23 protein-coding genes, 1 tRNA gene and 1 pseudogene are annotated in these 23,479 nt (G+C 41.8%); 8 read left to right on the forward strand and 17 right to left on the reverse strand.

Annotated elements, in window-relative coordinates:
* Window positions 1-29: 29 nt before the first annotated feature.
* The 5 genes from IEY67_RS13345 to IEY67_RS13365 all read right to left on the reverse strand — a co-directional run bounded on the left by IEY67_RS13345 (window position 30) and on the right by IEY67_RS13365 (window position 3,855).
* Window positions 30-362, reverse strand: coding sequence for a helix-turn-helix domain-containing protein (locus tag IEY67_RS13345; protein WP_183671659.1), 333 nt, complete (start codon window positions 360-362; stop codon window positions 30-32).
* A gap of 129 nt (window positions 363-491) precedes the next feature.
* Window positions 492-1,118 (reverse strand): hypothetical protein, encoded by a 627-nt coding sequence (locus IEY67_RS13350; RefSeq protein ID WP_183671660.1) that lies wholly within the window; start codon window positions 1,116-1,118, stop codon window positions 492-494.
* A gap of 39 nt (window positions 1,119-1,157) precedes the next feature.
* On the reverse strand, window positions 1,158-1,961 hold the full coding sequence (locus IEY67_RS13355; protein ID WP_183671661.1) for a class I SAM-dependent methyltransferase: 804 nt from the start codon (window positions 1,959-1,961) through the stop codon (window positions 1,158-1,160).
* A 489-nt stretch (window positions 1,962-2,450) separates the two neighbouring features.
* The gene (locus IEY67_RS13360; RefSeq protein ID WP_183671662.1) at window positions 2,451-2,936 is read right to left on the reverse strand and encodes a DinB family protein; all 486 of its coding nucleotides are present in this window, start codon (window positions 2,934-2,936) and stop codon (window positions 2,451-2,453) included.
* 85 nt (window positions 2,937-3,021) lie between these two features.
* Window positions 3,022-3,855 (reverse strand): AraC family transcriptional regulator, encoded by an 834-nt coding sequence (locus tag IEY67_RS13365; protein ID WP_183671663.1) that lies wholly within the window; start codon window positions 3,853-3,855, stop codon window positions 3,022-3,024.
* 332 nt (window positions 3,856-4,187) lie between these two features.
* On the opposite strand from IEY67_RS13365, the gene IEY67_RS13370 reads away from it, so the two are divergent.
* From IEY67_RS13370 to IEY67_RS13385, 4 genes are all read left to right on the forward strand, one after another.
* The gene (locus tag IEY67_RS13370; RefSeq protein ID WP_183671664.1) at window positions 4,188-4,502 is read left to right on the forward strand and encodes a helix-turn-helix domain-containing protein; all 315 of its coding nucleotides are present in this window, start codon (window positions 4,188-4,190) and stop codon (window positions 4,500-4,502) included.
* Complete coding sequence (locus IEY67_RS13375) at window positions 4,489-4,782, forward strand: DUF3876 domain-containing protein (RefSeq protein WP_183671665.1); 294 nt, start codon at window positions 4,489-4,491, stop codon at window positions 4,780-4,782. Before IEY67_RS13370 ends, IEY67_RS13375 begins: the two co-directional genes overlap by 14 nt.
* 77 nt (window positions 4,783-4,859) lie before the next feature.
* Window positions 4,860-5,153, forward strand: coding sequence for a helix-turn-helix domain-containing protein (locus IEY67_RS13380; RefSeq protein ID WP_183671666.1), 294 nt, complete (start codon window positions 4,860-4,862; stop codon window positions 5,151-5,153).
* 91 nt (window positions 5,154-5,244) lie between these two features.
* The gene (locus tag IEY67_RS13385; RefSeq protein ID WP_183671667.1) at window positions 5,245-5,772 is read left to right on the forward strand and encodes a GNAT family N-acetyltransferase; all 528 of its coding nucleotides are present in this window, start codon (window positions 5,245-5,247) and stop codon (window positions 5,770-5,772) included.
* Between the two features lie 315 nt (window positions 5,773-6,087).
* Here IEY67_RS13385 and IEY67_RS13390 read toward each other — a convergent pair whose 3' ends face one another.
* Window positions 6,088-7,308, reverse strand: coding sequence for a site-specific integrase (locus IEY67_RS13390; protein WP_183671668.1), 1,221 nt, complete (start codon window positions 7,306-7,308; stop codon window positions 6,088-6,090).
* Between the two features lie 242 nt (window positions 7,309-7,550).
* A tRNA-Lys gene (locus IEY67_RS13395) sits at window positions 7,551-7,623 on the reverse strand.
* 380 nt (window positions 7,624-8,003) lie between these two features.
* Here IEY67_RS13395 and ettA point away from each other — a divergent pair.
* From ettA to IEY67_RS13410, 3 genes are read left to right on the forward strand one after another with little or no spacing between them, the layout of a single operon-like run.
* A complete protein-coding gene (gene ettA, locus IEY67_RS13400) occupies window positions 8,004-9,692 on the forward strand; it encodes an energy-dependent translational throttle protein EttA (RefSeq protein ID WP_122351281.1) in 1,689 nt (562 codons plus the stop codon).
* A gap of 24 nt (window positions 9,693-9,716) precedes the next feature.
* Window positions 9,717-10,370 (forward strand): 3-keto-disaccharide hydrolase, encoded by a 654-nt coding sequence (locus IEY67_RS13405; RefSeq protein ID WP_122373225.1) that lies wholly within the window; start codon window positions 9,717-9,719, stop codon window positions 10,368-10,370.
* A gap of 3 nt (window positions 10,371-10,373) precedes the next feature.
* Entirely contained in the window at window positions 10,374-10,892 is a 519-nt protein-coding gene (locus tag IEY67_RS13410; protein ID WP_122373226.1) for a GNAT family N-acetyltransferase, read from the forward strand.
* A gap of 89 nt (window positions 10,893-10,981) precedes the next feature.
* Here IEY67_RS13410 and IEY67_RS13415 read toward each other — a convergent pair whose 3' ends face one another.
* Entirely contained in the window at window positions 10,982-13,192 is a 2,211-nt protein-coding gene (locus tag IEY67_RS13415; protein WP_229801058.1) for a C10 family peptidase, read from the reverse strand.
* A 106-nt stretch (window positions 13,193-13,298) separates the two neighbouring features.
* On the opposite strand from IEY67_RS13415, the pseudogene IEY67_RS13420 reads away from it, so the two are divergent.
* Window positions 13,299-14,615: pseudogene (locus IEY67_RS13420) on the forward strand (mechanosensitive ion channel family protein); the annotation flags it as partial.
* Between the two features lie 272 nt (window positions 14,616-14,887).
* On the opposite strand, the gene IEY67_RS13425 reads toward IEY67_RS13420, so the two are convergent.
* The 9 genes from IEY67_RS13425 to IEY67_RS13460 all read right to left on the reverse strand — a co-directional run bounded on the left by IEY67_RS13425 (window position 14,888) and on the right by IEY67_RS13460 (window position 23,473).
* Window positions 14,888-15,085, reverse strand: a complete 198-nt coding sequence (locus tag IEY67_RS13425) for a hypothetical protein (RefSeq protein WP_183671741.1) — start codon at window positions 15,083-15,085, stop codon at window positions 14,888-14,890.
* A 590-nt stretch (window positions 15,086-15,675) separates the two neighbouring features.
* Complete coding sequence (locus tag IEY67_RS13430) at window positions 15,676-16,020, reverse strand: hypothetical protein (RefSeq protein ID WP_183671669.1); 345 nt, start codon at window positions 16,018-16,020, stop codon at window positions 15,676-15,678.
* A 31-nt stretch (window positions 16,021-16,051) separates the two neighbouring features.
* On the reverse strand, window positions 16,052-16,711 hold the full coding sequence (locus tag IEY67_RS13435) for a DUF3575 domain-containing protein (RefSeq protein WP_183671670.1): 660 nt from the start codon (window positions 16,709-16,711) through the stop codon (window positions 16,052-16,054).
* A gap of 47 nt (window positions 16,712-16,758) precedes the next feature.
* On the reverse strand, window positions 16,759-17,079 hold the full coding sequence (locus IEY67_RS13440) for an HU family DNA-binding protein (protein ID WP_183671671.1): 321 nt from the start codon (window positions 17,077-17,079) through the stop codon (window positions 16,759-16,761).
* A 12-nt stretch (window positions 17,080-17,091) separates the two neighbouring features.
* A complete protein-coding gene (locus IEY67_RS13445) occupies window positions 17,092-19,929 on the reverse strand; it encodes a fimbrial protein (protein WP_183671672.1) in 2,838 nt (945 codons plus the stop codon).
* Between the two features lie 44 nt (window positions 19,930-19,973).
* Complete coding sequence (locus IEY67_RS13450) at window positions 19,974-20,930, reverse strand: fimbrial protein (protein ID WP_183671673.1); 957 nt, start codon at window positions 20,928-20,930, stop codon at window positions 19,974-19,976.
* Between the two features lie 315 nt (window positions 20,931-21,245).
* Entirely contained in the window at window positions 21,246-22,025 is a 780-nt protein-coding gene (locus tag IEY67_RS13455) for a DUF6261 family protein (protein WP_183671674.1), read from the reverse strand.
* A gap of 125 nt (window positions 22,026-22,150) precedes the next feature.
* Complete coding sequence (locus IEY67_RS25325; protein WP_262889881.1) at window positions 22,151-22,273, reverse strand: hypothetical protein; 123 nt, start codon at window positions 22,271-22,273, stop codon at window positions 22,151-22,153.
* Window positions 22,274-22,282: 9 nt separating this feature from the next.
* Window positions 22,283-23,473 (reverse strand): fimbrial protein, encoded by a 1,191-nt coding sequence (locus IEY67_RS13460; protein WP_183671675.1) that lies wholly within the window; start codon window positions 23,471-23,473, stop codon window positions 22,283-22,285.
* Window positions 23,474-23,479: the final 6 nt, after the last annotated feature.

Below are 23,479 nucleotides of genomic sequence, written 5' to 3' on the forward strand. Positions count from 1 at the left end.
AGACTTCTTTCTTCTGCTATCTTTTGCTTTCAGGGCTGATTGTTTAATTGATTGCCTTTTTCAAACTGTTTGTAAGTTTGAGAGTCGGCACGTTCACGAACAAAAGCTCGAATATCATTTGCTTGATAATAGGTTTTCTTTCCGATGGTAAAGTAGGGTAGTTGTCCGCTTACCCTGTAACGTTGAAGCGTTCGAAAAGATACTTTCAATAGAAAGGCTAAATCCTGATTGTCGAGTATCTTTTCATTATCATCCAGTACCTTATCGGTGTTTATAAGAGATTTTAGGTCTTGTCCTATTTCAGTGAGTTTCTTGGATAACTTCGCCATCCATTTTTCAAAGTCTTCGTTGTCAATATACATCTTGCTTCATTTTTAAGTTAAACATTAAGATTTCCAATCGATTGATAAAGCAAAGTTCAGCAAACGGGCGCAAATAAATTAGGGGAGTAGATCATCTATTCCCCTATAAATTATTGATAAGCTACTGATTTACAAATACCCTCTATTTTTACTTTCTATCTTGATAGCGATTATTAATTCATTTAGAAACTCTGTCAGTTTTGTGGCTTTACGCTTAAAAACATCATCCCTTTTCTTGTATATGTCTGCAAATTTAAAGTTCATTCCTTTCTCAAATACCCGTGCCAGTTCTGAAAAATTCACAGGATTTCCAATCTTGTTTTTTACGGAGTGTGAATAAAATAAACCGCATATCAATTCCATTATATCAATCATATCAACATCATTAGATAAATACACATCAGGGTCAAAACTATTTTCTGTGTTTATCGGAAATAAATCAGGGTTATCCAAGCGGAATTGTATCACCTTAAAAGTAGAATCTAATATACTTAATACCTTAATTATTAACAACCGGATTTCAAGCGAAGATTTATCATCCTCAACCTCTAGACGCATATTCAATTCTTTTACCTCTGCTACAGTGTAATTTATAGCAAAGCATAATAATATAATATTCTGTTCTTCCTGACAAAACAAAAGGAGTTGCCGTACAAAATCATCATAAGCCATTGATAATTCTATACGGTCAATCTCATTGCCATTAACAGAGCAAGAGAGTAGTTTGAATAACTTTGTTTCTAAGAAACGTTTCACTTATACTTTAAATGGCTAGGTTACATATAATCATACATTTCACTTTTCTGCAACTATGAAAATTTCACTGCTTGATGTGAAATTGTTCTTACCGAGTAAATCTCTATAAATTGTTATTTTGCGGAATCCGACCTTTTCTAATAGGTCTGTTATTTCTTTCTCTGAATAATATCTTTCCCAAATAATAAAATGTTTGATTGTTCCTTCGACTACCAAGTTATGTTGATATGCAAATACTTTGTTCTTAGGATAATGGAATGTTTGGCTCAAAAGCAGATATTTATTTTCATCCCAGAAACCACCGTGAGGTGCGTATTCCCAATTTTTACTTTCCCGTCTGTCACTAATTATCCTTTCCGAGAAAACATCAAAAATAAAAGTTCCGCCATTAGTAAGAGAGTGATATATATTATCCAGTAATCGATCACGGTCACTATCGGAATGAGTTCCCATATCACAATAGATCATGGTTATAGTATCGTACTTGCCATTGGGGTAATTATTAATGTAGTCATTCAGAATGTATTTTATTCCATTCTGTTTTCTTTTAGCATACTCTATTGAAGACTTATTAAAGTCAATGCCTGTTACAACATAATTTGCATCTGCAAAAAGTGAGGTATATAATCCCGGTCCACATCCCAAATCAAGTAAATGACTTTCAGGTTTTGAATGTTTAAGAACGAAATTTACTATTTTTAAGACAGATTCTTGTCTTCGGCTAGCTTCATCGGACTGGAAATCGAGATGTCTTTTTAATATTTGCTGCTGAATATAAGGATCAGTCCAAATATTATGATTGGACTTTTCAAATAGAACTGGTTTTTTGTTGATGATTCTCATTTGTATTTTGAATATTTGTTATTATAAAAATCCCATAATAGGATAAGAAATACAATTATCCGTTACAAACATAGAAATTTACGCACCTTTTTCGGGCTAAAAATAATATTGCTAAAACGTTAGGAAGTGATACGCAAACAAGTAACAGAAAGGTTTTCTGCTACAACTAAAAGTTTGTATGGATAGAATATCCGCGTATCTACATATAGAGTGTATTGGTTCAGTGTGCTAAAATAGTGATTTCTATTTAAATAGCGATATATTTTAATGTTTTTCTGAAAATAAATTTGATGGGCAACTCTTTTTCACGAGTTCGATAAAATATTCTATGAATGAAAGAGAGTTATTTGCAGCAACGGAAAAACATAGCGGACTAAAGTAGTTCATACGTTCATTATTCGTTCTCTATTTAGGCTTTCTGTTTTGCAAAATACTAAAAGTTAGTAATATATTACAATATGTTATACTTGTCGCAAATAACTGCATAGTTTATTGAATAGTGCTTTCAACTAGTTCATGAATTTCTTTTATATGCAGATGTAGATGATCTAAATAACCCTCTATCATTTCTTTTAGCGTAACTTTAGTTCCTTCATAATCACACCAATAATTATCTAATTTCGTTACATCTACAGAATGAATAACCTGAATGATATGTAAATTATAGAATTTCCATAATTGGATTAAGTTAGCCCAATCTGCATTTTGATAATCTTGCAGAGCTATCCACAGATCATTGTCCTGACGATAATCGGGGAAAAAAAGTAGATCTTTGCTATATTGCAGACGAACCATTCGTTGATGATTGTTAGATGCCGAATCAATCAAATGACCGAGTATCTGCTTGATAGTGCGATTCTGCCTGTTTCTTCTTTGTGTTATCACTTCTACAGGTAAGTCGTTTAACAACCTCTCTTCCGTTTCAACAACCTTTGCAATTCCATCGGTTATATAGCTAAAATTAGTTCTTTGCATCATGTTTCAGTTTTAAATTCTTCTGCAAAAATAAGGCTTTTGCCTATCGTTCACTTGTAAAAAACTGACTTTATACAAATCGGAGCTATGCAAAACGATTGGATTTGATAACATTAAGCCTACAATCTTCGGAGAAGAATGTAGAATAAGGAGAATGGGAAGATAAATATTGAGTTGGCGAACAACCTGAAAACTTCTTAAAGTCTTTTACCAAGTGAGAGGGGTCATAAAAGCCACAGGAATAAGTCAGATCTGCAATCTCTATTCCCGGATTATTCTGTAATAGATACAGAACTCGCTGAAAACGGACTACTCTGTAATATTCTTTAGGGCTCATCCCTACATGGTTGGTGAATATTCTTTTAAACTGCCTATATCCTAAACAAGCACTTTCAGCAAGAGTATTCACCTCTATTTGCGGTTGATTGATTATTTGGCTGATAGAATTCTGTACCCTTTTGTGATTATAATCTATATCAATCAGCCGCTTCATGAGAAAAAGTTCGATAAACTGAATACAAGTCTGAACGTTTCTTTCGCTGGAAATGAAATTTTTAAGATGGTTTAATTCTATATCCTCTAAATCTTCAATGTCTATGTAACGGTTATATAAGTCACTCATAGGGCATTGTATAAAGGGGTTTAAGCCTAAAGGATGAAATATAATCGCAATCATATCAATATTACCCTTTGAAATTAAATTCCCATAAATGGAAAATTGTCCCCGAATAAAGTTCTTCGGTTGTAAACCTTTTGCGTGGATGTTCAAGTTATCACCTCGGTGAAAAACAAGATGCATACAACCCGATGGAATAGTTTGAATCATCACAGGTTCTACTTCATCGGTTTTTAGCACCCAATAATATTTAATATATTGGGAAAGTGATAGTGACGGATATAGAATTTCACTTTCTCTCATTTCACATCTATGTTGTATGCTGAATATCTTGCCGTAAATATAATGTTTAATCTCCGCATTACAATAATGTAACCAATTAAAACAGGCTATAGACTATGATGTAAGCTCATAACTAGTTTTTTGCGTCCTTTTATCTGTTTTTATTAAGTGATTCTGATAGTGAGTTTACTATTTTAACTTCCGCAGATTCTTATATATACATTTAGGTAGTTAGACATTAGTAGCTTTATGCTACCACTTCCAGACAGTTTGGAAAACGGCTCTTGATTCTTCTTTCATTTGCTGGTGAAATAGAATCAATACGTTTTATAAACCATTAAAAAATTAAATGTATGGAAGTAGTAACCATCGAAAAAAGAACATTCTCGTATGTCTGCGAGAAGTTCACGGAGTTTGCCAAACGGATAGAGAGTTTGTGCAACACTCATACTCAAAAAGTTGAAAACTGGCTGGATAGTCAGGAAGTGTGCCTGTTGTTAGGTTTTAGTAAACGAACACTGCAATATTACCGAAGTAGTGGGCGACTGGCTTATTCTCAAATTGGGAGCAAGATTTATTATAAGTCTTCCGATATTGAAAGAATTATTGCAGACAGTGAAACACAAAACCAATCATCCAAACAAATCATGCCTCATGAAAAGAACTAAAGAAGATTATCCGTCCTTCAACCTATTTTCCATTGTCGGCACATGGGAAAGCGTTAATCTGAATCCTACGGTTATCATCTACCGGAGCGACAAAGATTATCTTCTCTCTATTATCTATGTATCGGAAACCACCAAACAGGCTTCACCTGCCACTTATGAAATACAGAAAGAAGGCAGCCTGTATTTTATCGCTCCTGTTCCTAAACGAATTTACATAGATTATGATCCAGTGAAAGATATACTTAATTTTTCATCATTGGGTGATTATCTGCGTAACTAATCAATCAACCAGCTAATCATACAACTAATTAGCTATCAATCTTGAAATCAATATTTCAATAAAACAATCTTTCAATCATGGAATTAATAAATAAAGATATACCGCAAGTCAAAGAGTTTTTTTCTTCGCTTGACTCAATGCTGAATGGCATTGAGACTATCGTAAAGCACTATAAACCCCACCTGAACGGAGAACGTTTTCTTTCCAATCATGAGGTTTCTAAAAAACTAAATGTCAGTTTACGAACTCTGCAAGAATGGCGAGATACGGGATTAATACCCTTCATTCAGATAAAGGGTAAAATCATCTATCGGCAAAATGAAATTGATAAACTGCTTCAAAAGCACTATTTTGAAAGCTGGAAGGAATAACTAACTAAAGAGTATGATTTCCACTATCTTTAAGAGAAATCTCTTTTATTGAGGTGGAAATTATACCTTTGCATCCCAAACATTTGTAATTATGAAGTTTGTAATAGAATCCGGCACGCCTGCCGATATTGACGAGTTAGAAAAGCTATATGATGATTTGAATGATTATCTGGCAGCTACCACCAATTATCCCGGATGGATAAAAGGCATTTATCCTGTTCGTGAATGTGCAGTCGATGGAATACAGAATAATACTCTTTACGTTGTCAGGTATGACGAAAAGATTGTCGGTTCTATTATCTTAGACCACCAGCCAGAAGAAGCCTATAATAATGCAAGGTGGAAGGTCAATACAGACTACAGCCATATTTTTGTAATACGTACTTTTGTTGTGCATCCTTCATTCCTGAAAATGGGTATTGGTCGGGCTTTAATGGATTACTCATTTGAATTGGCTCAACAATCAGGTGTAAAATCCATTCGATTGGATGTCTATGAAAAGAATCTTCCGGCTATCTCTCTATATGAGAAATGCGGTTTTGAATATATTGATACCGTAGGCTTGGGATTAGGTAACTATGGGCTAGATTGGTTTAAGCTGTATGAGAAAGTTATTTAAGATACGACAGAACCGGAGAAAACTTTCCTCTTGTCACTCTCGAAAACATTGTTTTTCGGAATTCAATTTGAATCATTGACTTTTCCAGTGAAGTATTTAGTCTGTGCAAGTCTTTTTCTAAAAATACGCTCGGAATGCAATGGAGAGGAAGATTTTTAGAAAAACCCGTAGGGCTTGGGCTTGAACAGTCTAAATACGGAACTTACCTTTGTCAATGCTTCATATTGAGTTCTGAAAAACTTACTTTAAAAGAAAAGGATTGAGAAAGTGAAATTCATTCTTCCCAATCTTTTTGCCATATTAGCTACTGCTTTTTTATATCGCCAATTCCGACAAACAGCTATTAACTTTCTGCATATCCTTTAGAATATTCTGATCCAGCACCCGTGCATAGTGTTTCGTTACGCTGGTATCTGCATGGCCTAACATCTTAGCTACGTTTTCCATACTTACGCCATTCGCTAGGCATATAGAGGTGGCATAGGAGTGCCGGGCTGAATGTGTGCACAAATTTTTCTGTAATCCGCATACATCTGCAATCTCTTTCAGGTAGCTGTTCATGCGTTGATTGCTCAATACTGGCAATAGTTTTCCGGTACACTCTGCCACATCCTTGTACTTGTCAAGAATAGAAGCTGCCACAGGTAACACAGGAATATTGCACATGATTTTTGTCTTTTGGCGGTTCTTCCTTATCCAAAGTTCCCCTTTGTTATCCCGTACCAAATGTTCAGGTGATAAATCTTTTACATCGCTGAAAGCCAAGCCTGTAAAAATGCAAAAAACAAAAATATCCCGTACCTGCTCTACTCGCTTAATAGTAAACTCTTTGGCGAGAATGATTTTAATCTCGTCCATCGTCAGGAATTCAGGATCAGTTTCTTCTAGTTTAAAGCGATAGTAAGCGAATGGATCTTTTTTAATCCAATCGTTTTCCAAAGCAATGCGGATAATTTTCTTCAGGTTCTTCAATCGGGTGATTGCGGAGTTCTGTGCACAGCCCTTTTCAATCTTTAAGAAAGCATCAAACTTAGAAATGAAATTCGCTTCCAAGTTATTTAGAGCAATATCTGAAAGCAGATATTCTTTTTTGATAAATTCCTCTAAATATCGGGTAGTGGTTTCATACCGCTGCACAGTCTTACTAACGAAGTCTTTGCCGATCAACCTACGGCTTTGCTCGTTATGTTCCCTGAATACCTGCAATAGTGTTTTGTTATCTTCTTCTACACCATAATATAACTTTCTCATAAGATCGACTGTGATAGTCTTGCCCGATGATTCTAGTTCCCTATAAATTTGGTGTATGCGTGAACGTGTGATTTCTAAGTAGTGGTTCAGTTCCACCGACATACGGTCTTTACCTTTTGAATTTTCTTTTGCCTGATTCCATAGGTTTACAGGACAGCTTCTTTTTACTAAAACATCTACCATACAGCCGTTTACAGTAATTCTCATGCACACGGGTGCTTCTCCGTTCTTTAATAATCTGGCTTTCTTGATAAAGAATAGCACATTGAAGGTTTTTCTAGCCATTTTTACATCATTTTTAGAGTTACAAAACTATGTATTCTCTTCCAAAGTAGTGCTATGCAAAATACTATGAATCAGTGAGAAATAAGCTAAATCGTGGGACTTTTTTCAGCCCGATTTATGTACCACGATTTGCACACCAACAATATGCTTGAAATGTCTATTTTCTGCCACCTGCCAGAAAAAAGAAATCCCTGATAATGCTTGATTATCAGGGATTTGCTTGATTTTTCTTTTGTTTTCAGTGATCCGCCTGGGGTTCGAACCCAGGACCCCATCCTTAAAAGGGATGTGCTCTACCTGCTGAGCTAGCGAATCATCCTGTGCGTTACTTCTGTAATGCGGGTGCAAAGATAGAGGGTTGTTTTATATTATGCAAATATTCCAATAACTTTTTTACATAAATTTCTACCAAAAGTTCAGAACACACTGGCTTACTGCACATAACAGATACAATATTTTCACTCCGTCTTTTGGCACCACTCCAGATGTTTACCATTTGCAAAAGCCTGACACCCTTTATCTGCCCTTCCGCCCAACCCAACAAAAAGCAGGAAACAGCCGAATCACGTCACTATGTGACTGCATCAGCAGATACAAAAGAAAGATCATCGGGTATATAAGATATTATTTTTGAATCTGAAGATATTTCCGTAAGTTTGTCCTGGAAAAAAATTAATAAACATACTTTAATTAATATGGCAGACGATAAGAAAATTATTTTCTCGATGGTTGGCGTGAGTAAGACTTTCCCGCCCCAGAAACAAGTATTGAAGAATATTTATCTGTCTTTCTTCTATGGAGCCAAGATCGGTATTATCGGTTTGAACGGTTCCGGTAAGTCAACCTTGCTGAAGATCATCGCAGGCATTGAAAAAGAATACCAGGGAGAAGTGGTGTTTTCGCCCGGCTATTCGGTAGGTTACCTGGAACAGGACCCGAAACTGGAAGCTGGCAAGACTGTGAAAGAGATCGTACAGGAAGGTGTACAGGATATTGTAGACACATTAAAAGAATACGAAGAAGTAAACGAAAAATTCGGTGATCCGGAAGTGCTGGATGATCCCGACAAGATGGATGCACTGATCACCCGTCAGGCAGAATTGCAGGACAAGATCGACGCAACCGATGCCTGGAACCTCGACAGCCGCCTGGAACGTGCGATGGATGCCCTCCGCTGCCCGCCCGAAGACCAGATAGTCGATACGCTGTCAGGAGGTGAACGCCGCCGTGTTGCCCTTTGCCGCCTGTTGCTTCAGCAGCCGGATGTGTTGCTGCTCGATGAGCCGACCAACCACCTGGATGCCGAGTCGATCGACTGGCTGGAACAACACCTGCAGCAATATGCCGGTACGGTGATCTGCATCACACACGACCGTTACTTCCTCGACCATGTGGCAGGCTGGATTCTGGAACTCGACCGTGGCGAAGGTATTCCCTGGAAAGGCAATTACTCTTCCTGGCTGGATCAGAAGACGAAGAAGATGGCTATGGAAGAAAAGCAGGTCAGCAAACGCCGCAAGACGCTGGAACGCGAGCTGGAATGGATCAACATGGCCCCTAAAGCCCGTCAGGCCAAAGGTAAGGCTCGTCTGAACTCGTACGAAGCGTTGCTGAACGAAGACCAGAAAGAACGCGAAGCCAAGCTGGAAATCTTTATCCCGAACGGTCCGCGTCTGGGTAATAAGGTGATCGAGGCACAACATGTAGCGAAGGCATTCGGTGAGAAACTGTTGTTCGACGACCTCAACTTCATGCTTCCTCCGAACGGTATCGTCGGTGTGATCGGTCCGAACGGTGCCGGTAAGACAACGCTGTTCAAGATGATCATGGGCATGGAAAGCATCGACAAAGGTACATTCGAAGTGGGCGAAACCGTGAAAGTGGGTTATGCCGACCAGACACATAAAGATATCGATCCGAAAAAGACCGTTTTCCAGGTTGTTTCCGGAGGCCAGGAATTTATCCGCGTAGGAGGAAAAGAGATCAACTCGCGTGCTTACCTGTCACGGTTCAATTTTGCAGGTGCCGACCAGGAAAAACTTTGCGGTGTCCTGTCAGGTGGAGAACGCAATCGCCTGCATCTCGCCATTACACTGAAGGCTGAAGCCAACGTGCTGCTGCTGGACGAACCGACCAACGATATCGACGTAAACACGCTGCGTGCACTGGAAGAAGGTTTGGAAAACTTTGCCGGATGTGCCGTTGTCGTTTCCCACGACCGTTGGTTCCTCGACCGTATCTGTACGCATATTCTGTCGTTCGAAGGCGATTCGAATGTGGTCTTCTATGAAGGAACGTATTCCGAATATGAAGAATACAAGCGCAAACAGGGCGGAGATACAGAGCCTAAACGCGTACGTTACCGTAAACTTATTGTTGATTAATTACCATATAATTCATTTAGAACCATGAAAAAAAGAATGCTCTGCATGGCGGCTATCGCTGCTGCTTTCCTCTGTTTCGGAAGCGATGCAAACGCACAGAAAACGATCAAGTTGTTCAACGGGAAAGACCTTTCCAACTGGAACTTTGTCGTCGACAAAAATTCCGTTCCGGCCGAACAGGTTTATTCCGTAGGCGACGGCGTGATCAAGATCAAAGGACAGCCTTTCGGTTACATGTACACGAAAGAGAAATACGACAACTATAAGTTGCATGTGGAATGGCGTTGGCCGAATGGTGACCAGGGTGCGAACAGCGGTATTTTCCTGTTGATCGCCGAACCGAAGAATCCGTTCCCGAACGGCATCGAATGTAACCTGATGTTAGGCAGTGCCGGTGATTTCGTCCTGTTGGGCGGTTCCGACCTGGCACAGTATCAAGGCAAGCCCGGCGAACCTCGCCCTGGTTTCCCGGTAGTGAAAAAGAACGCTCCCAGCAGCGAGAAACCTGCCGGAGAGTGGAACGAAGCCAACATCTACGTGAAAGACGGTAAGATCAACGTCTACATCAACGGCGTTTACCAAAACACGGGATGGAACAAGCAGAAAGACGGTTACATCGGCTTGCAGAGCGAAGGGAAAGAAGTGGAGTTCCGTAATGTGACGCTCACTCCCTGGTAATTTATGGAATACATCATCAGACAAGAGACGGAGCAAGATCACCCGGCTATCTACGACCTGATCCGGACGGCCTTCGAAACGGCGAAAGTCAGTGACGGAGATGAACAGGATTTCGCTGTCAATCTAAGGAATAACAGTAAATTATACATTCCCGAACTGGCGCTGGTAGCCGAAGAAGGTGGCAAGCTGATCGGTCATATCATGTTGACCAATACGTATATCACCCAACCGGACGGCAGCCGGTTCGATGTCCTATTGGTTGCTCCGCTTTCGGTCGCCCTGGAATATCGAAGCAAGGGTATCGGCGGCGCACTTATGCGGGAAGGTCTGAAACTCGGCAAAGAGATGGGATATAAGGCGGCATTCCTGTGCGGCGATCCGAATTACTATTATCGGCTCGGTTTTAAGTCGATCGCTGATTTCGGACTGACACACAAGAGCATTCCGGCGGAATATGTCATGGGATACGAGTTAGTCCCCGGCAGCCTGAAAGGGATTACAGGGGAAGTGCGGGTTGAATAAACCATTCCGAATCAGTCTGAAAAAATAACCGGCGGATCTTAGAGTTTAAGATCCGCCGGTCAATAAAAGTAAAGCTGGTTTCTCAACCATTATTTCTTATAAAACTTTCTGACTTCCGTTCCTTGTCCGGTTTGTACCATAAGAATATAATGTCCCGTTGGAATAGAAAGGTAAGTTGAATAAGCTGTTTGACTACCGATCGGATATCTGCATACAGCCTGTCCATCATATCTGTAAACCATCAGGTTTGTCATTAATGCATTCGACTGCAAGGCAAGCAACCCGGATACAGGATCAAAAGTATATTCAAAACCAGTTGCCGGTTGTTCAATCGTTTCATTGGAAACGGTCAGAGAACCGTCCACCTTCAATGCAAACCAGCGCGTGCTTTCCTCAATATCGGTATAAAAAGGATACCACAGATCCCGTAAGCCCGACTGATAAGTAGCAACAACAACCAAAGTGTCACCAACAGTCCAGTCAAAACCACCCGTAAAGGAAACCTTCCGGCTTTCCCCTGCAGGTATATTCACCAGGTTATTTACTTCCCAGCTATATTCTTCGGTAGAAAGACCCGGCGCTGTGACCAGCAGACCGGCTGTTCCATAATAATCCGCCTGCTGATTGTTATGGAAAGTGACCTCGAAGACTGCCGTATTATTATCCGCATCATAAGTGACCTTAACGGGATCGGCAGACAGTTTCCTTTCGGCTTTAGAAAGCGTAACGTTACCGTCCTTCACATCGACCACCACATAATCATACGGATGATTAGCCGTGCGGATCGGTTTCATCACAGACTCCCCGGCTTTGCAACCAACCACATAGATGTAATAAGTAGCCGTGCTGTCCGGCACATCGAAGGTAAAGGTATTGCCTTCGATAAGCTCTCCACGTTTGAAGTTATCGATCAACTCCACGTTTGCCTCATAGTCTTCTCTCTGTACCTCGATTGCTTCGTCTTCCCTAAAAAGCTTGCTGAAAATGTAATAGTCGCCATCCGCACCGAAGTTAGACAAGGAAAAAGAAATCGGCAGATTATCGCCTAACTTAACCTGTCCGTTTCCTTCAATATCGATCGAACTGATCCCCAAAAGCGTTGCAGGCTCAGATGCCGCCGTCGGTTTCCGGATACCGGTGATTATCTGTTGATGCTCGTTCTGTGAATAAAAACCAATATTGATAGCACCTAACTCAAAATAACCGTCCCCGGCATATCCGGTTTTCAGATGGAAAAGATTATCCTTATTATATCCGTCGCAAACGAAAGACCAGCTATATCCCTGATTATTCTCGCCGCCCTCTCCCGAATAATAAACCGGACGCATAGCAGCCAGTTCAGTCTTCAACATAGTAGTCCACTCGTTTTCCGAGAAGAAAGCACGGTCATAAAGTTGCAGGTTCTTGTCGTACTGAAAATTCTCGACAAAGGCGTTCCATACATCTTCATTATCTGCTGTCGAACCATATTCATAATTGGTACGGGCAGCAATGCCACAATGAAAAATCAACGTCGACACATCATCGATCTCACGATCGGAAGACTTTTCATTCAGTTCAACAGGCATTTCATCCCAATAGTACTTAGAACCCGTAAGAGTTCCCCCGAAACCATGGGAGCTGCCGGCATATTTATAGCTGATATGCCCTACTCCACCCGCCGGATATTTATGAAAAGACATGATCTGGGCCATTGCTACAGCAGCAGGACCGGCCTCACTCAGATAACCACCGATTTCAGGACAAGAGGCATTATAAGGATAACCTACCTCCCATTTGGCTTTGACCAGTGGGATCACTCTTTCCGGAAACTCAGAAGCATCCGTATCTGAACTACCGGCTTTCGTCCCTGCTGTTTGCGCAACAATTGCACCACTTCGCAAAGCCTTGACATAACGGGTGTACATCATAAGAAAATTATTCATATTGCCGGACAAACCACCAGTCGGAAAAGAGCCGTTATCCGATATCCTCAAAAGTTGTTTCCCCTGGTCTTCACCGGAAACAATTACAAATCCCCGATCGTCACCGACATTATAAATGTATAACAAAGCATCTTCGACAGCCGACGAACGTAATGAAGAAGCAGCCATAATAGCTTTCTCCGTTCCGATATATGCCAACTTGAAATCAGGAAAACCCTCGGATTTCAAACCCGAAGTATGCGCTTCTGAATAACGCTCCTGTGCAATCCGGAGCGATCCGGCCAAACCTATTGGATCTGCAGATAAAAGTTGTACGCCTAAGGCAAAGCAACCCAGCAATCCAAAACTCAACATGCGAAGTAAATGTTTCTTCATAAGCCTTTGATTTTTTGTATATCTACAAATATAGGATAAAAATCTAACGTAACAATTTAGCTTCTTCTTTGTTGTATCTAAATCAACAATAAAAACGAACGCCAACATGAGACTGTACAGATCATTATATCTTCTTCTGCTACTATTGGTTATGCATATAACGGGGCAGGCGCAATTGCAAAAGGTTATCAAGGATATTTTTTCGGCTGATGATATAACGACGGAGCATGCCGACTCTGACTCTATCGATTCGTCCGGGTTACAAAAATACGATGCAACTTTCAAGCTGAAAAGCGGACAGATACAGAAACTCGACTCGCTACGGAAAGAGTCGGTCGCCAAAGAGAAAGAGATGAAATATCACGACAGCTGGTGGCAGACGGGGAAACATATCCTTTATTTCGTATTGGTATTGCTGGGGCAATTCCTGCTGTTCCGCCTATCTTCCTGGCTTTACAAGAAAGTGAAAAACCGTATCCAGCAGTTGAAAGACACCAAGCTGAAACCGATCTCCATACAGAATTATGAGATACTGGATACGCAGAAACAGGTCTCCCTGTTGATCTTTCTGGCGAATATCCTCCGCTATCTCCTATTGTTCATCCTGTTGGTTTTAACGATACCGATCCTTTTCTCCATCTTTCCGCAGACGAAGGAACTGGCGTATAAGATCGCCTATTATATCTGGAATCCCGTAAAAGATATCCTGGAAGGCATCCTCGGCTATATCCCTAATCTTTTCACGATCATCGTGATCTGCCTGGTTATAAAATACGTCATTAAGGGCATCCGGTATCTTGCCACGGAGATAGATGCGGGAAGATTGAAGATTAATGGTTTTTATTCGGACTGGGCGATGCCGACCTATCATATTATCCGGTTCCTGTTGTATGCTTTTATGATTGCGATGATCTATCCTTATCTGCCGGGAGCCAATTCGGGCGTCTTTCAGGGAGTATCTGTTTTCGTCGGGTTGATCGTCTCGCTCGGTTCCAGCACGGTGATCGGGAATATTATTGCCGGGTTCGTAATTACCTATATGCGCGCCTTCAAGCAAGGCGACCGGATCAAATTGAACGATACAGTAGGTAACGTAATCGAAAAGACCGCCTTCGTCACCCGTCTGCGCACCATCAAGAATGAGATCGTGACGATACCGAACTCCTTCATCATGTCATCACAAACAGTCAACTATACATCATCGGCACGCACTTACGGGCTGATCATCCACTCGGAGGTAACGATCGGCTATGATACCCCCTGGCGCAAAGTGCATCAACTTCTGATAGATGCCGCCAAAACAACACCCGGAGTGATGCCTGAACCGGCTCCCTTCGTTCTCGAAACGGCCCTGAGCGACTTCTATCCTGTCTACCAGATCAACGCATATATCCAGGAGGCGAACAATATGACGACCGTCTACCTTTATCTGGAAGACGATTGTTGGTGCGCTTATGAGCGTTCGGCATACTATCTGGTAGCAAAGGATTTTCCGGTGACCCTCGCCAAAGAGGTTGTTTACGACGGTTGTGAAATCATCATGAAAGCCTCTTTCAACGTAGACCACATGCGTCTCCCTTTGATTCCCTCCGCCGTCTTGATAACTGTTGCCGACGACCGTCTCCTTTTCCAACTCGACAAACCCATCGACGGCTTCGTCAAATGGAAAAGGGCACAGATAGGTAGTCAGCCTGCTTAATTCGTTTTCGTCTCTTCTTTCTTGGGGATCGTAGAAGCATTGCCATTCCGGAACGCCGTGTAATGGGGCGACATGATCTCTACGCCTGCCTTATCGAAATAGTCCTGGATATTCTGGTGAAGGGCCGAATAGACGTATTTGTCGTTATCTACTTCGTTAAAATAAATCAAGTCTATGTCTATGATCTGTGTCATAAGTTGGTTGTTTTTCGAGAGATTGTTTGTGAAATTCGTACTATGTTCGTTTTTAGTAGAAAAACAGTACTATTTACCCTGATTTTATCACTTTTATCCGGTAATCGTTTTCCTGCTGCAAGAGCCATTGTATTCGTTAGGCTACGCAGAGGCTTGGTTTGGACGATTGCCAGGGGATAAAAGTGCTAGAATCATAGTTCACGTAGAACTATGTTACGATAAGAGGACAGACTTTTTAAGATGATAAACAAGAGATTTTGTCGCATGCGACGTCGTATTTCGCAAAAATGAGGCAAAGTGTACATAAAAGCAGAACGACCCCGGCAAAATTTTCAGATACTGAATGTGTACTGTACCTTATAAGGCTGGTGAAAAAAAGGTACAATCAGCGTCAGAAATGATTCTGGACAGGTCGTTATAAAATAACGCCTGAGGATCAAATCTTTTAAAATAAATATATATCTTTGAACACGGAAAAAAAATAGTTCTACGTGAACTAAGTCCATTTTAAACAATACTTTTCGTTCTCTTTTTACCCTTACTAAAAGAATACGTTCCTACAATTCCCCACGTCAAGTACGGGAGACAAATTATGCAGGCATCCCGCTTAGTTGTTCACCCTTCCATTCAACGAAGCCGGTAATGGGTTTGTCAAGTTGAAAAAGCAGGCGGTCGTCGGCAACAGAACGGAGTACGGCGGAACGGCAGAGAGGGAGGCGCATTTGGTCGATGTTGAAGGAGGCCTTCATCAAAATTACTTCATAACCATCATGAACGACCTCGATATCCAGGCTCACCAGGAAATCCATCACGGCCAGGTAATAGGCCGAACGCTCGTATGCACACCAGGTATCGCCTTCCAGATAAAGGTGGACGTACCGATTGTTATCTACTTCGTTGAGTAAGATTAATTCTACGTCTGATGCTCGTTTCATAATGCTGAATATTTGTTGGTTCATGATCGTCTTATTTTATAAAATAGATGAATGACAAGGCGGCTTTTGTGGGGCCGAAGTAATTTTTGGAGACAGACAGCGGAGTGCCGCAGGAAGCACAAGGATACTTGTCGTAATCGAGATGAAGCCAGCCGAGGCCGACAGTCGCTTCCATGCTCCAATGGGAAGACAGGTGCCACTGGTAACCGTAAGACAGGCCAACACTGTAAAGTTTGCCCTGATAACGGTGCGACTGCATGTTGTCGCTCAGGAAGCGGATGCCGCCGATATTGTAATCGGCATACTGGGTGTTGAGACCGAAGAAATGACCGGCGAACTTTTCACGAAGCCAGTAACGGGCTTCAGGCTGGACCATCCAGTGTTTGAGACGCATGCCGTTGCCGAACTTCCAGGGGTTGTAGTTGGCGGAGATATCGAGAGTCCATTGCGGAGCGAGAGCCACTTCGATGCCGAGGTTGAGAGAGGTCGTAACATCGTAAAGGACATTCGTTTTTACCGCGAACTGAAGGGCGGGAACAACCGAAGATCCCTCACCGGAAACGTTCAAAGACTGTTGACCGGCAATCGCCACTGTCTGACGGGCAGTAACGTCCGAAGGTTGCGGTTGCTGGCCGGAGACGGTCGGAATAATTAAAAGGAGCAGAAACAGGATAAATATATTTTTCTTCATCGTTTATTGTTTTATATTTTGTTTGTCGATATTCCTTGTTTGTCTGTTTATTCTTCGTTTGCGGGCTGCCCGTTACTATCGTCGGGATCGGCTGCATTGTTGAGATATTCAAGGAGAAATTTACCCGGTTTGAATTTGACACTGTTGCGGGCGGCGATCATAAAAGGGGTGTTGCATCTGGGATTTCTGCCCGGACGACCCGTCTGCTTCCAAAGAGAGAAAGTACCGAAGCCCATTAACATCACGCTGTCTTCCTGCAATAAGGCCTTCCCTACTTCCTCTTCCCATATTTCCAGACAGGCAATAATCTCTTTCCTCTTCAAATGCGACCTGTCACGGATTATTTCTATTAACTCTGCACGATTCATAAAGTATGCTGTTTATTTTTTAATATCCCTTACACAACGATAGCTTGCCTTAGAACCTGCTCTCCACATCGACATACTTCCTGCAATATCTGCGGAATACCCCAAATAGACCCTATCTGAACTATTGTTATTCGTATTATTAGGAGAATATTTATTCTTTGTACAACTAAAGATAGTAGCAGCCCGGTCTATCGCTTCATTCTTTCTGTTAGAGGTAAGAATAGCCAATTCACGTTGGTTCGGCAATCGCCAGCCCTCTCCTTTCGATGCACACGGATTTATTAAACTTATTTCCGCTGCAGTCAGGCTCGTTTTATTAATATCCCCCACTTCAATACCATCAGATACGCGTGCTTCTTCATCGAAGTTAGTATGTCCGAAGGTCAAAGCATGAGAAACGCTTGCCCGTTTTGCTGTCGGATTTAAATTATCAAAATAAAGATATTGGTAAGTGTATCCATCCGATAATGTCGTTTCACTATGAGTTGCCAAAGCTGCAGTCCCCCCTGTTACACTTCTCAAATTACGGATACAACGATAACGTTTAACAGTCCCTTTATATCCTCCAGCGCTATTAGCAAAAGCAGTCGAACCACCCTCACTAGCCAAAAAGACTCTCTGATCGACTTGCGTATCTGCCATACCAGCATATATATGAGCAGTACTACTTGCATAAATATCTCCATGATCGAATTTATTTCTATTAACCAGGGTTACTTCTTCTGGTAAAACGTCATCCCCAATGAGATACTCGGTGTACTGATTGATCGCAGGAAGATACCAACGTAATTCATCAGCATCAATTTGTCCATTACCATTCAAATCCCGATTTTTATTCAAACAGCCAAAATCTGCAAAATAAACCTTTTTATTTCCGTCAGGCCAAAGAGTATTCGTAGCAAAATTCAGATAACTAGCCCATGAATACGCTTTTTGCTGACCATAAAATCCAGGAAAACTTTTTGATAAATTTCCCCACGTATTATAACGCCCTTGTGACAGACTGTTCGCCCATCCAACTCTTTCTCCCAGATTAGTAGCAATCTTCATATTGGGATTTTCCTGTGTCCATTCCGTACCCCAACCATTCACGTCATTATTTTCCATTCTATCCATATCATACATCGTACAGATCGAACGCTGTGAGAATGTATAGGCTGCCGTACTGATAGAACTATTGCTTGATGTCTCATTATTCTTTATATAATTGGTACAAATCTGAAGTATGCGGGGTTGTTGGTTGACGAAATCACTTAACTTCACTGCCCCATTATAATTACCATTACCATCGCCATAAAAATACTCATCGATGAAACAAGTATAATATACAATATCATTATCATCTGTCAAATCGTCACAAGCGTTATATAAATCAGTCTTAAACCCATCAGCATTCAAAAGACTTTTATCATTTGCCGAATATTTATATTTCATAAAATCAGTAGCAACATTTCCTTCTGTATTCCTTCTATAAGTAACCCAATTGACATCATCATCACCGGGATGGAAACTGTTTTTAGGTGTAGAAGCATAGATCAGAAACTTTTCTTTAAATCGTTCCAAAGTACAACCTGCAGCAGTTCCGTCCGGAGAATATTTCTCTCTCAATTCCCGAATCGTCTTTTTTGAGAAAGAAATGATCGTAGTTTCAAAATGCGCATCAAAAATTATAGCATTATCAGTTGACACGAGCATATCCCCATCACCTGACCAGTTTTCGCTATCTGTTTGAACTTCGACAATCAGGTCGTCTACACCTCTGACATTGACCGTATAAACGTAACGGTTGTTACGAAGGATTTTGTAATTGTTATAGTCCGTTGCACCTCCGGTACCCCAATCTCCCAGATGTATATAATAGGTAACATAAGCGGTAACTTCTCTACCGGAGATGTCACCATTTACTGATTGCTCAGTTGTTCCCGAAAAAGTACCTTTCAATATTACATAAGTCGAATTTTCCGGTGCATTATCAAAGTTCTCAGAGCTATCAGACATCTTTTCCCGTTCATCACGGGTAGAAGCACTACCTTTTGCTTCCTTCTTGCTTTCCATCATCAGGAAAGAGAACGTTTTTTTACCATCTTCCTCCACGAAGACAGAACTTTTATTTGTGTTATCATATGACATTCCGCTACACTCACCATTCTGCTCCAAAACGAACGACCGTTGAGGGATATTTTTCACCTGCCAGCTATCGACAATAAAAGTAGCCCCCGGAGTATTGCTATAAACTTTGAACTTTACAGACGACATGATCCTTTTCAAATCGATAAATCCGGAATTTCCCGATCGATCGACCACCCCATTTTCCGTAATGCAGCAGGCTCCTTTTTCGGTACTCTCTGTATTTCCAATAAAATAACCGCTCATCAGAAACTGTCCGTCCAGTACGGATGTGTTGTTTTCCTCCAGTTCGATACACAACTCATTCAAGCCTTCCAACGTATTCACATTTTCCAACTGGTATGTCAGATCACCAAACACGGAACTCTTATAATTTGCCACCGCATACACATATCTATCTCCGGTAGTTGTTTTCAACGTGACAGCGCCCATAGTCAATGCGTCGGCATCAAAGAAAAATGTATTGTCTACTTTCACCATACTGCCGCCATCTCTTTTAAAGATCAGTACAGCTAACGATCTGACCTGATCGTTCTCACTGATATCCGAAACTCTTGTCTCGATCTTCACCGGATCGGAGGTTCCGAATGTCAGCGTTGTAGTAACGGGCAGACCTTCTTCTACGATAATTTTTTTCGGTCCGATCAACGTCTCGTCCGTACAGGAGACGAATAACAGGAAGCCTGCCAACAGGTTGCATATATTTTTTATTGAATGTATCATAGTTTTTTCTTTTTATCGGATTATTGATGTAATACGAGAAAATATTAATTGAAAGTGATTTCGTCCTGTGTGATAGTGTTGATCGCATGCAGTTGGTAAGACAATTCTACTTCGTACTTCACGCTTATCTTTGCCTCGACCTCGATGTTGTAAGATACACCGTTTTCAAGAACCGTCACCGGTTGTCCGTTGCTCAGGAACGGTACAGAGATAGTCTTTTCCACTTCCTTCGGTGTGCTACCGTCTCCTTTATCAATGGTGATTACAACATTTACATCGATGTTTGCCGCTTCCGTTTTGGTAGTGCAATACCAGAATGAAGAAACACCACCATCATAACGAGCTGCGCCATCCACATGAGCATTAATTTCCGGTATGATTTTAGAGTCACGGGCAATCTTTGCGTCGTAGCGGGTTGCTACCATCGTTACAACAGTATTCGAACCTGCGCCTTCCGCTTTAGCTGACAGATTTACTACGACACGGGCAGTCAGTTGTTTCAGTTCCACGGTAACAGTACTTGCACTTCCAGATAAAGTAACGCCTTTGGAAATTCCAACTTTCACCAAACCAGGAACACAACCTACTGTCTGATCTACAAATTCGTTGTATGTATAAAGATTGTCGAACAATGTCCAATCGTTATTATGCTGATCGAGATTAGCGATCACGACTACGTCTGCTTTTCCTTCTTTTGTGCTGATATTGTCGATCGTTACAGTTTCATCCGTAAAAGAAGATGCTTCTTTTGTGAAACCGATGCGTTCGCCGGATTTGGAGTCGAAAACAGCTATCATATAACTGTCGATAGCAAATTCGTTGACATCGTTGTCAGCCTTTGTATTGATTCCGTTCGATACCATACGTACAGATAAAGATGTTTCACTGTTACTGTTTACACTTGCGTCTGTCATATTGTTGTCGATACCTTCTATTTCAGAAGAACAAGCTGCGAATGACAGCACCATTAAAATTGCCAGAATGATATTTTTTGTGTTCATAGGAATGTATATTTGCGATTTAAAATTTTACCCTTACGATTACAATGCAAATGTACAGCCTTGCCCGATAGCCGAAGTGCGGCAAATATTTCAGGCTGGAGAGGTATTTTTTAAAGCCGTGAAATTGATAAATATACCCTATGAAAACGATAAATACACCTTGTAAAAAAGAGCTTTCCGGACTCCGAAAAACAATAGAAAAAATATATTCTCATGAAATTGATAAAAATACCGCCGACTGATAATTTCCGATGTTTGCAACGAACGCCACCTTTCGGTCGGTATTTATTAAAAGTACCCCACAGGATTGAAGGATTATTCGATCTCCGGGCGGTCGTCACCACCTCCTCCGCTCGGTGCATCAGGTTCAATAGGGGCAGTAGGGTCACCCGAAACCGGAGGTACCGATTGTTTCAATACCTGCTGTTTGTAATGTACGATTTCCTGATTTTGCACCGCGATCAATGCTTTATAATCGGTATCCCCTTCGATAACGGCATACGCATTGATCAGTTTGACTACTTCCAGATAAACTTCATCCGTTACTTTACGTGCTTCCTTCAACGTATACTCCGGATTTGACAGCCGTTCATCGTTGCGGCTGGCAGTATAGGAACGTACGTAGCTGTTCGATTGTTTCAACTGGTTGATAAACGAACCGAGTGCCAGTTTTTGCACCTGGTCGGCATATTTATTTTCCATATCGTCGATAAAATTGATCAGGAGACCGGTTTCTTTGTCCAGTTGTGTCTTCACATTGATATTGTAGTCCTTGATTATCTGATTGATTTCGCGTGCGGCATTCTGAATCTCCGGATCAGAGACGGTGAGCTGTGCCTTCACGATACTTTTTATGCCGACATAGAGAGAGTCGCGGCGACGGTCGTACTCGACGATCTTGTCGGTATTGAGACTTTTACGGGAGATAGTCAATGCTTCGTCTTCGTGGTCGATGGCCTGTTTGTAACGGGTCAATACTTCGGCGACCTTATTTTTTACTTTCGTATCCGCTTCAATGCGGTTATAAAAGTCGGTGTTATAAAGAAAATGAGCCCCGTTGTTCATACGGGGCAAGCTGATTGTGCTTATTTCCATGATCTTCTGTTTTTATATGAATATTCTGTTTGTTTTATGTTTCTGATATTGCCCGGCAAGTGTGGAGACGGAAACGTGCGTCAAACATCCCGCGCCATTGTGCTGAACGAAAAAACGATTGTTTTTTAATCCAAACCGCCGGAAAGGAGGCCCTGACGGACGTTACTACCTCCCAACCGGCGGAACGGACATGGCTTGGCTCGTTTCCGGCACCAAACCTCCGAGGTGAAGAAATCGACGTGTGTCAATCTGCATTCTCAATTTACCTCTGTCTTCTGTGTTTCGACTTCCCAGTCGTCAGCACTAATCGTAGCCAAGGCTTTGGCATTCTCTCTGTATGTTTCATCACTGGAACCTCGTCCGGCAATCGTCGCACTGATACGGATCACGTAGTTGCGAAGTACGCCGGAAAGGTTTTTACCTTGTGTATCTGTCATATTTTTAAGCCGAACAAAGAAATAACGATCCGACAAGATCGGCGTGTCTTCGTCCTTATGGAGGATATCGCCTTTCAGGATGATCGTTGTAGGATTCACGCCTGTATTTTCGGTGACGTAGCATTGTATCTTAGGGGCATCGACCGGCGGATAACTGCTGTTTTCCGTCAGTATCGGGGCATCGGCTTCGGTAACAGATAACAAGTCGAGTGTGGATAAATATCCCTGGTCGTTTGTAGCGCGTCCATTCTTATAATCGCCTTCCTTCCATTCCACTTTATGCAGTGCGTCATCCACCAGGGCGGCGGCACTTTTCGCATCGACCACATAGATCCGTTTCAAACGAAAGCGGGCACCTTCGGTTTTCAGGTCGGCAGCATCCGCTTCGCGCCATTCCAGGTCGATATTTTCGATATCGATGCGGCTGGCGGTGCGATAGACCGACACAGGATTGGTACTGTAAAAGGCATCGGCCGGAACATCTTTGAATGTTTCTGTCGACCCGATGTAGTTGTTGCCCGGTTTCAGTTTGGTGAGATCTATAAAGTGGCTACACATCGGCTGGTTATCCACCCGAATATCTTCGAGCTTAATATACTGTTCCCTCAACTCTTTTATGTTTGTAAAGTTGGGCTTGCCGACATTGACGAGCACCGCATATATATACTTCGTATCGCTCTTGGCTGCAATACGTATCGTGTCGGGTGTAGCACCGCTGACATTCGCATAATCCACGTATGCCGAAGCCAGCAGCGTGCTATCCTCCCGGAACACAGCGGCAAATATGTTGTTGATCTTGTCTTCGCCTTTCCTCATCAGATGATCTTCACCCGTTGCGCCTTTTGTCGTGCTTTTCGCGGCACTTTTCGTCAATATCGAGCCGGGGGCAACCGACAAGGTCAGTGTCGCATCCTGCGGAACGATCACTTCGGGCTCCTCCTCGCCGGGAGCGGAACAGGCGGCCAGCAATGCCGCCGCCAGTAGAAAGAATATACTTTTGATCGGTTTCATATCTTT

Source organism: Parabacteroides faecis (assembly GCF_014647375.1).
Taxonomy (GTDB): Bacteria; Bacteroidota; Bacteroidia; order Bacteroidales; family Tannerellaceae; genus Parabacteroides; species Parabacteroides faecis.

Excerpts from the sequence above, each read along its gene's own strand:
- IEY67_RS13440 (WP_183671671.1), bottom strand. The coding sequence starts at position 17,079 with ATGAATCGTGCAGAGTTAATAGAAATAATCCGTGACAGGTCGCATTTG.
- IEY67_RS13460 (WP_183671675.1), bottom strand. The coding sequence starts at position 23,473 with ATGAAACCGATCAAAAGTATATTCTTTCTACTGGCGGCGGCATTGCTG.
- IEY67_RS13410 (WP_122373226.1), top strand. The coding sequence starts at position 10,374 with ATGGAATACATCATCAGACAAGAGACGGAGCAAGATCACCCGGCTATC.
- IEY67_RS13435 (WP_183671670.1), bottom strand. The coding sequence starts at position 16,711 with ATGAAGAAAAATATATTTATCCTGTTTCTGCTCCTTTTAATTATTCCG.
- IEY67_RS13380 (WP_183671666.1), top strand. The coding sequence starts at position 4,860 with ATGGAATTAATAAATAAAGATATACCGCAAGTCAAAGAGTTTTTTTCT.
- IEY67_RS13365 (WP_183671663.1), bottom strand. The coding sequence starts at position 3,855 with ATGAGAGAAAGTGAAATTCTATATCCGTCACTATCACTTTCCCAATAT.
- IEY67_RS13390 (WP_183671668.1), bottom strand. The coding sequence starts at position 7,308 with ATGGCTAGAAAAACCTTCAATGTGCTATTCTTTATCAAGAAAGCCAGA.
- IEY67_RS13375 (WP_183671665.1), top strand. The coding sequence starts at position 4,489 with ATGAAAAGAACTAAAGAAGATTATCCGTCCTTCAACCTATTTTCCATT.
- IEY67_RS13385 (WP_183671667.1), top strand. The coding sequence starts at position 5,245 with ATGAAGTTTGTAATAGAATCCGGCACGCCTGCCGATATTGACGAGTTA.
- IEY67_RS13345 (WP_183671659.1), bottom strand. The coding sequence starts at position 362 with ATGTATATTGACAACGAAGACTTTGAAAAATGGATGGCGAAGTTATCC.
- IEY67_RS13445 (WP_183671672.1), bottom strand. The coding sequence starts at position 19,929 with ATGATACATTCAATAAAAAATATATGCAACCTGTTGGCAGGCTTCCTG.
- IEY67_RS13455 (WP_183671674.1), bottom strand. The coding sequence starts at position 22,025 with ATGGAAATAAGCACAATCAGCTTGCCCCGTATGAACAACGGGGCTCAT.
- IEY67_RS13430 (WP_183671669.1), bottom strand. The coding sequence starts at position 16,020 with ATGAAACGAGCATCAGACGTAGAATTAATCTTACTCAACGAAGTAGAT.
- IEY67_RS13405 (WP_122373225.1), top strand. The coding sequence starts at position 9,717 with ATGAAAAAAAGAATGCTCTGCATGGCGGCTATCGCTGCTGCTTTCCTC.
- ettA (WP_122351281.1), top strand. The coding sequence starts at position 8,004 with ATGGCAGACGATAAGAAAATTATTTTCTCGATGGTTGGCGTGAGTAAG.
- IEY67_RS13355 (WP_183671661.1), bottom strand. The coding sequence starts at position 1,961 with ATGAGAATCATCAACAAAAAACCAGTTCTATTTGAAAAGTCCAATCAT.
- IEY67_RS13450 (WP_183671673.1), bottom strand. The coding sequence starts at position 20,930 with ATGAACACAAAAAATATCATTCTGGCAATTTTAATGGTGCTGTCATTC.
- IEY67_RS13370 (WP_183671664.1), top strand. The coding sequence starts at position 4,188 with ATGGAAGTAGTAACCATCGAAAAAAGAACATTCTCGTATGTCTGCGAG.
- IEY67_RS13360 (WP_183671662.1), bottom strand. The coding sequence starts at position 2,936 with ATGCAAAGAACTAATTTTAGCTATATAACCGATGGAATTGCAAAGGTT.
- IEY67_RS13425 (WP_183671741.1), bottom strand. The coding sequence starts at position 15,085 with ATGACACAGATCATAGACATAGACTTGATTTATTTTAACGAAGTAGAT.
- IEY67_RS13415 (WP_229801058.1), bottom strand. The coding sequence starts at position 13,192 with ATGAAGAAACATTTACTTCGCATGTTGAGTTTTGGATTGCTGGGTTGC.